The 8,095-nt window shown below is 44.2% G+C and carries 4 protein-coding genes; 3 read left to right on the top strand and 1 reads right to left on the bottom strand.

Features of this window, described 5'->3' with window-relative positions; genetic code table 11:
• Positions 1–82 precede the first annotated feature (82 nt).
• Positions 83–1,315 (bottom strand): cysteine desulfurase-like protein, encoded by a 1,233-nt coding sequence (locus tag HWQ23_RS15700; protein ID WP_292829732.1) that lies wholly within the window; start codon positions 1,313–1,315, stop codon positions 83–85.
• A gap of 309 nt (positions 1,316–1,624) precedes the next feature.
• On the opposite strand from HWQ23_RS15700, the gene HWQ23_RS15695 reads away from it, so the two are divergent.
• The 3 genes from HWQ23_RS15695 (at position 1,625) to pgmB (ending at position 7,987) form a co-directional block, all read left to right on the top strand.
• Positions 1,625–1,846: a DUF4327 family protein gene (locus HWQ23_RS15695; RefSeq protein ID WP_292829730.1), complete on the top strand. Its 222-nt coding sequence runs from the start codon at positions 1,625–1,627 to the stop codon at positions 1,844–1,846.
• 409 nt (positions 1,847–2,255) lie between these two features.
• Complete coding sequence (locus HWQ23_RS15690; RefSeq protein WP_292829728.1) at positions 2,256–4,667, top strand: sucrose synthase; 2,412 nt, start codon at positions 2,256–2,258, stop codon at positions 4,665–4,667.
• Positions 4,668–4,921: 254 nt separating this feature from the next.
• Entirely contained in the window at positions 4,922–7,987 is a 3,066-nt protein-coding gene (gene pgmB, locus HWQ23_RS15685) for a beta-phosphoglucomutase (protein ID WP_292829726.1), read from the top strand.
• Positions 7,988–8,095: the final 108 nt, after the last annotated feature.

Here is an 8,095-nt window from a genome sequence, read left to right as displayed (position 1 = left end):
CTCCGCAGGAGTACGCGGACTCGCTCTCCGTGGCGCTATCGTCAATCCAAAATCCTTGCATTGAATTGCCCAATGCCCAATGTTAAAATATCTGATCAAAAGCCTCAATTAAGCTGCTAACTTCCTCAAGGGTGTTGTAATGCACCATACTCACCCGGACTATTCCAGCTTGCGATGCTAACCCCAGGTATTCAATCAGCCGTTTAGCATAAAAGTCACCGTAGCGAATCCCAATGTAATGTTGGTCAATTTTTGCCGGAATCGTTGAGCTATTTATTCCATCTACCACAAAAGATATAGTTGGCACACGGGATTGACGGTCAGCCTTTGATTGACCAATCACTCGCACATTAGACTTGCTGTTGAGGTAATTTAGGAGGCGATCGCTAATCTTTTCTTCATGTATGCTAATTAAATCAAACGCTTGCACCATCTGATTTCTCAAATCAGGTGCAGTTTGATTACCGTAGTGCAATTGTGCTAACTCACTGAGATAATCACATAAACCTAACATTCCATAACTTAATTCAAAATTGACATTCCCTAACTGAAATTTATAAGGTATATCTGTCTGTTCAATAAAATAATGGTTAAGACCAGGCAATCTTAATAAGTGTTCTTCTTTACCATAAAGTAAGGCATGATGTGGGCCATAGACTTTATAACAACTCAAAGCATAGAAATCAACATCTAAATCTTGGACATCAACTAATCTATGGGGTGCATAAGCTACACCATCTACACAAATCATCGCGCTGCGATCGTGTACAAATGCAGCAATTTCTTTAATCGGGTTGATGGTTCCCAGAACATTAGAAGCATGAGTCAAAGCTACTAGTTTGGTACGCTGACTCATCAATGGTTCTAAATCCGCTAAATGAAGTTCCAAGGTATCTGGGCGAATTTGCCACACTTTAACCTTCATTCCTTGTTTTTCAAGGGCGACCCAAGCACCAATATTGGCCTCATGGTCACAATTAGTAACAATAATCTCATCACCAGGTGTGAAGGTTTGACCCAGACAAATTGAGAGAACTTTCAACATCATTGTAGTAGATGGCCCCATGACCACTTCTTTAGAAGAATTGGCGTTAATCAAAGTAGCCATTGCCCTAGTTGCTAGAGCCAATCTTTCTCCTGCAAGTTGAGAAACTGCATAAGAAGCTCCCAACTGGACATCAGAACTTAGGAGATATTCGCTAATTCTATCTACTACTTTTTTCAGGGTTTGTGACCCGCCAGCATTATCAAAAAAAGTCCATTCACCAGCTAAGGCAGGAAAATATTGACGAACTTTATCAAGATTCAGCAGCATAGTATAAGTTTTCTAGAGAATGTTCTTTACCTTAGTTTACCTTTTGGCAAGTCGCCCAGAGAGCATCTACATCCTCTTTTGGTGTTTACAGCTTCTTGTGCCAGCCTTCTGGCTCTGCAAGAATCTCTCTAAAGAGGGTGTATATTTGGAGACTCAAAGAGTAGCTTAATGACATATGTAACTTCCACCAAGGGTTAATGTCTTGATTCTTCACAATTCTCGCCAATTTTATTTGATAAGTTTAAGGGAGAGTCAAAGCAACTATTGTTTGCATTCTTAATTCCTTGATTGAAAATAAAGGAACGACCTATGAACACTACCGTTAAATACGACATTGAGGTGATCAAGAAAGAAGCACTTCAACTTGTTAAAAAGAGACTTGTTAACCGTCAGCAGCCAATTTATACCCTCTGTAAATATATTCCTCATCGTGACTGGGTTAATTTTGAACTTGAGTTAGAAAAAAACGAATTTCTACTCAGAGATAGAATTATCGACCTACTGAATCATGAATCTTGGGAAGACGATTGAGGCTGCATGTAGAAGCTGAACCCCATTAGCAGCATCGCAATAAAATAAAAATTAAAAATTAATTTTTCAGCACTAAAAACTCTCGAATTAAATCGAGGGTTCTAAACTAGCTGTGTAAATAAAAATTATCTCTATCACTCTTATAACGAATATTCATCTGTGAACATTGCGGTTTTAAGTCTGACTTAAGTTCAGATGCGGCTAGATTAGTCGTATTAGCCTGTGGAGTAGATAGTAGCAACACTGCCAGGAAGAAACAAGAAGAAACTGGCAATTGTTAATAATTGTTAGTATTTTTGTCTCCCTTGTTATGGTTATCTACCATTGTGGGGGAAATGTACCTCACAGAACTGGAGACCGGAAAGAAAAATGAGGTCGTGACCTAGCTAAGTTTCTGGAATTCGTCATCATGTATGAACTAGTTCAAGGTGTCTTCAACAGTGATGAAAAAACTGACCTGCATCAGTTAATTTATGCGTTGAGCGCTTCAGGTAAACGTTACTTCCTGAGAAATGAGATTTTGCAAGCTTTTGGCGACTACTGTCATCAATCCCAAAAGCCAGCCTATTTTTACCACTCTTCTTCTGTTGGCAAACTGATACAGTACACCCATGAAATAATTCTTGAAGAGGAAAATATTTGGTTCGTGGTTCGGACTAGAATTGCTAACCAAGAAGTTTGGCAACTGAAAGCCGACTTTAGCAAGTTTGAGCAAATGACACCTCAAGCGCTGCTAGATGTGAGAGATCGCCTAGTCAACCGCTACCAACCCCACATCCTCGAAATCGACCTCCACCCCTTCTATGAGAGTTCCCTAAGAATCGACGATGCTAGAAATATCGGTCAAGGTTTAGCCTTCCTCAACCGTTACCTGTGCAATCAATTGGTGACTGACCCCGAATATTGGTTAGAAAAGTTATTTCAAGCATTACAGGGGCTGCAATACGATGGTATTCGCCTGTTGTTTAGCGATCGCATTGGCTCCGGTATTCAGTTAGCCAAACAAATTAAGCAAGCACTCAAATTCCTCAGTGAGCTTGAGCCTGATGAACCCTATGAAAAATTTAGCTTTGACTTCCAAGAACTAGGCTTTGAGCCGGGTTGGGGTAACACTGCGGCGCGAGTCTCCGAAACCCTACAACTCCTCGACCGGCTCATTTACTCCCCAGAACCTGGCATCTTAGAAACATTTGTTGCCCGCGTCCCCGTTGTTTTTCGCGTCGTCCTCGTTTCCATCCACGGTTGGGTGGGACAGGAAGATGTTTTGGGAAGAAATGAAACACTCGGTCAAGTTATCTACGTCCTCGAACAAGCTCGCAGTTTAGAAAACGAACTGCGTGAACAAATCAAACTCGCTGGTCTCGACCTGCTGGGCATTAAACCCCATATAATTATTCTGACTCGGCTAATCCCTAACGGTGAAGGGACATCGTGCAACCTGCCCCTAGAAAAAGTTCAAGATACTGAAAATGCTTGGATATTGCGGGTTCCTTTTGGTGAATTTAATTCCGAAGTTACTAACAATTGGATTTCTAAATTTGAGATTTGGCCTTATTTAGAACAATTTGCTCTAGATGCAGAAAGAGAATTACTAGCTCAATTCCAACGCAAACCTAATCTGATCGTCGGCAACTACAGCGACGGGAATTTAGTAGCCTTTATCCTATCTCGCCGGATGAAAGTTACCCAGTGCAACATTGCCCATTCATTGGAAAAACCTAAATATCTATTTAGCAATTTATATTGGCAAGACTTAGAAGATCAATATCACTTCTCAGTACAATTCACCGCCGATTTGATTAGCATGAATGCAGCCGACTTCATCATCACATCGTCCTATCAAGAAATTGTCGGCACACCAGACACCGTTGGTCAATACGAGTCGTATAAGTGCTTTACGATGCCGCAGTTGTATCATGTGGTTGATGGGATTGATTTGTTTAGTCCTAAATTCAACTTAGTGCCGCCGGGAGTAAATGAGAATATTTTCTTTCCCTATAGCCAAAAAGAAGACCGAGATTCTCACCTTCGCAGCCAAGTTCACGACCTACTCTTTAGCCGCGAAGACCCTCAAATCTTTGGTAACTTAGATCACCCTAACAAGCGACCAATCTTTGTTGTTGATACCATTACTTCAATCAACAATCTCACTGGTTTAGCTGAATGCTTTGGTAAAAGTCAGGCGTTGCAAGAGCGTTGTAACTTAATCCTCTTAAGTAGTAAACTGCATCCACATGAAGCGATAAACCGAGACGAAGCAGAAGAAATTCAAAAACTCCACGACATTGTTGATCAATATCATCTCAATGGCAAGATTCGCTGGGTGGGGATGCGTATCCCCAGCAATGAACTCGGCGAAGCCTACCGAGTAGTTGCAGATTCTCAGGGAATCTATGTCCATTTTGCCCGCTTTGAATCCTTCGCACGGAGTATTTTGGAAGCGATGATTTCCGGCTTGCCTACTTTCGCTACTCAATTTGGCGGCTCTTTAGAAATTATCGAGAACCAAGAAAACGAGTTTAATGTTAATCCTACGGACTTAGAAGGCACAGCAAAGAAAATTTTAGACTTCCTTGACCAATGCAATACTCATGCTGAACACTGGCACGATGTATCAGAATGGATGAGTCAGCGAATTCATAACAAATATAATTGGCATTTACATAGCAATCAATTACTACTGCTTGCTAAAATGTTTAGTTTTTGGAACTTTGTTGCTCCCGAAAATAACGAAGCCAGAGATCGGTATATGGAAGCCTTATTTCATCTCATTTATAAACCTAGAGCGGAAACAATTTTGGAAAAGCATAAGGGAGGGTGAGGGTGAGGGAGTGGGGAGTGGGGAGTGGGGAGTGGGGGAAGATGAGGGAGCAGGGGGAGATGGGGGGGATAAGGAAAATTAGAGACTCGTTCATCCACCTTTGATACTTGTTCATCCACCTTTGATACTCGTTCATCCACCTTTGATACTCGTTCATCCACCTCGGAACTCCGTTCATCCACCTCGGAACTCCATTCATCTAGCTCAAAATCCCCACTTCCCACCCCCACTCCCCACTCCCCACTCCCCAATTTATGGACACAAAAGGTCGTTCCCGCCATTTTATCTACACAGACTGGATATTAATCGAAACCCAGTTTGACCCTGAGCAATTGCAGTCCAAAGAAACCGTTTTTACAATCGGCAATGGATACCTGGGAACAAGGGGCAGTTTTGAGGAAGGTTATCCTCATGGATCGCCAGCTACTTTTATCCACGGTGTCTATGATGATGTGCCGGTGGTGTACACTGAACTGGTAAATTGCCCAGACTGGCTACCCTTGGTAGTGATTGTGAATGGCGATCGCTTCCGTCTCGATCAAGGTGAGATATTGCGCTATGATCGGCAGCTTGATTTGCGCTACGGACTTTTGTCCCGTGCCTTGCGTTGGCGCTCTCCCAGTGGAAACACTATAGACATCAGCTTTGAACGCTTTGCTAGTCTTGCAGATCCCCATGTGTTGGCGCTACGCTGCCATTTAACGCCAGTAGATTTTGATGGGTTAATCGAAGTTCAAGCTAGTATCAACGGCTATCCAGAAAATCAAGGTTTCAATCACTGGGAAGGACTAGACCAGGGCAAGACTGACCAAGGAATCTGGTTGCAACGCTCCACCCGGAATTCCCGAATTGAACTCGGTATGGCGGCTAAGGTGAGAATATTAGGCGCTGAAGCATCTTTGCAAGTTAATACCGCACCTGGTTATCCGAGCTTGAGTACAACGTTCTTGGCGAAAGCGCAACAGACCGTAACAGTGGAAAAAATCGTGACGGTTTTTACCTCGCGGGAGATTAAAACACCCGTTTCAGCAGCTCGAGAAAAACTCGCGCACTTGCCAGACTACGCAACATTACTAAAAGCCAATGAACAGGCATGGCACAAGGTTTGGCAGCAAAGTGACATCCTCATTGAAGGGGATAGCACAGCTGCTTTTGCTGTTCGCTACAATCTGTTTCAGCTGCTGATTGCTGCTCCACAGGATGATGACAGGGTGAGCATTCCGGCGAAAACTCTTTCGGGGTTTGGCTATCGCGGTCATATCTTTTGGGATACAGAAATTTTTATGCAGCCCCTGTTTCTGTTTACCCAACCAGCGATCGCCCGTAACTTACTCAGTTACCGTTGGCACACTTTGAATGGAGCTAGACGCAAGGCAGCCCATTACGGGTATAAAGGGGCAATGTTTGCCTGGGAAAGTGCTGTTACCGGAGATGAAGTTACACCACGTTGGGCTATCGGCAGTGATTTTTATGGTGAAGACGTGCGGATTTGGTGTCGCGATCAGGAAATCCATATCAATGCAGATATCCCCTACGCCATTTGGAACTACTGGCAAGCCACTGGTGATGATGACTGGATGCAAAAGCGCGGCGCAGAGGTGATTTTGGATGCCGCTATCTTTTGGGGTAGCCGGGTCGAATTCAATCTGCAGCGCCAAAAGTATGAAATTCGGGGAGTGATTGGAGCGGATGAATACCATGAATTCGTCCACAACAACGCTTTCACAAACCGCCTGGCGCAATGGCATTTAGAGAAAGCGATCGCAGTTTATGATTGGTTGGTTCACAATTTCCCTGAACGAGCCACCGAACTAGAAGAGAAACTAAAGCTGACCTCAGAGGAGCGAACGCACTGGCAAGATATCATTGCTAAAATGTTGTTTTTCTATGACCCATCAACAGAATTAATCGAGCAGTTCGAGGGATTTTTCCAATTAGAAGATATTAACTTAGCAGACTATGAACCACGCGATCGCTCCATGCAGCCGCTCTTGGGTATTGAGAAAATCAACAAATGTCAAGTACTCAAGCAGCCAGATGTATTAATGCTCCTATATTTAATGCGAGAATCAGCAGATTTTCCCTACAACGAAAAAGCATTGCAGACAAACTGGGACTACTACGCACCCCGCACCGATATTACCTATGGTTCGTCCCTTGGCCCAGCAGTTGAAGCGATTTTAGCTTCCGATTTGGGCAAATCAACCGAAGCTTACGACCTGTTTATGCGGGCGTTAATGGTGGATCTTGAAGATAACCGAGGTAACACCAGCGATGGAATTCACGGCGCTAGTGCTGGTGGCATTTGGCAAGCTGTAATTTTTGGGTTCGGCGGCATCCAACTCACCGAAAATGGCCCTGTAGCCAACCCCCACCTCCCACCGGGCTGGACGCGCCTGAAGTTTAAACTGCACTGGCGCGGCAAATGGCACGACTTCGATCTGCATCAAGCACAAGTCGCCCCAGATATGACTCGTCAACTAGAATATCTCCAACTTTCCCTCTCCCCAGATCCTCGCTCAGTGAAGGAGGCAGGAGTTAGTACTTATTCTTCCTTATCCCCCTCATCCCCCCCTGCTCCCCCATTACCCCTTATCCCCAGAGAGGGCCCCACCTTCCCCAAAGCCCAATCCCCAATGCCTAATGCCCCAAACCCAATGCCCAACATCCAAGGATTCATCTTTGACCTAGATGGTGTACTAACAGATACAGCAGAACTTCACTATCTAGCTTGGAAAAAGCTAGCGGATGAAGAGGGTATACCATTTAATCGGGAAGCTAACGAGGCGCTGCGGGGTGTATCCCGTCGTGCTTCCCTGATGCTGATTCTTGGGGATAGACCGTATTCGGAAGCCCAAATCCAGGAGATGATGGAGCGGAAGAATCGCTATTATGTGGAATTGCTGCAAAACATGACAGCCAAAGATTTGTTACCAGGTGCGATCGCCCTCTTGGATGAATTGCGGCAAGCTGGGATTAAGATTGGTATTGGTTCAGCTAGCAAAAATGCCCAGACAGTGATCGAGCGATTGGGGATTGCTGATAAAGTAGATGCGATCGCTGACGGTTATAGTGTAGAGCAACCCAAGCCAGCACCCGACTTATTTCTGTTTGCAGCCAAGCAGCTAGGACTCGAACCAGGGCAATGTGTGGTTGTAGAAGATGCCGCAGCCGGTGTTGACGCGGCTCTAGCTGCTGGTATGTGGGCGGTAGGACTCGGCCCTGCTGAACGAGTTGGAGCCGCTCATCTTGTTTTGCCCAGCCTAGAAGGCATCAAATGGGCAGATTTAACGGTCAAATTAAGCAGCATTGTCAGATAAAAACATTAAGAAATTTGAATTGAAAACATCCAAATCAGAACTTACGCATTGACAAATTAGACAAGAAGTGGGGTATGCAAAAGAAGAAAAAATATGCGATCGCTAATC

Origin of the sequence: Nostoc sp. JL33, from assembly GCF_017114985.1 — a bacterium.
Taxonomy (GTDB): domain Bacteria; phylum Cyanobacteriota; class Cyanobacteriia; order Cyanobacteriales; family Nostocaceae; genus Nostoc.
Note: the sequence above shows the minus strand (reverse complement) of the source record. Positions and strands in the feature narration are given on the sequence as shown.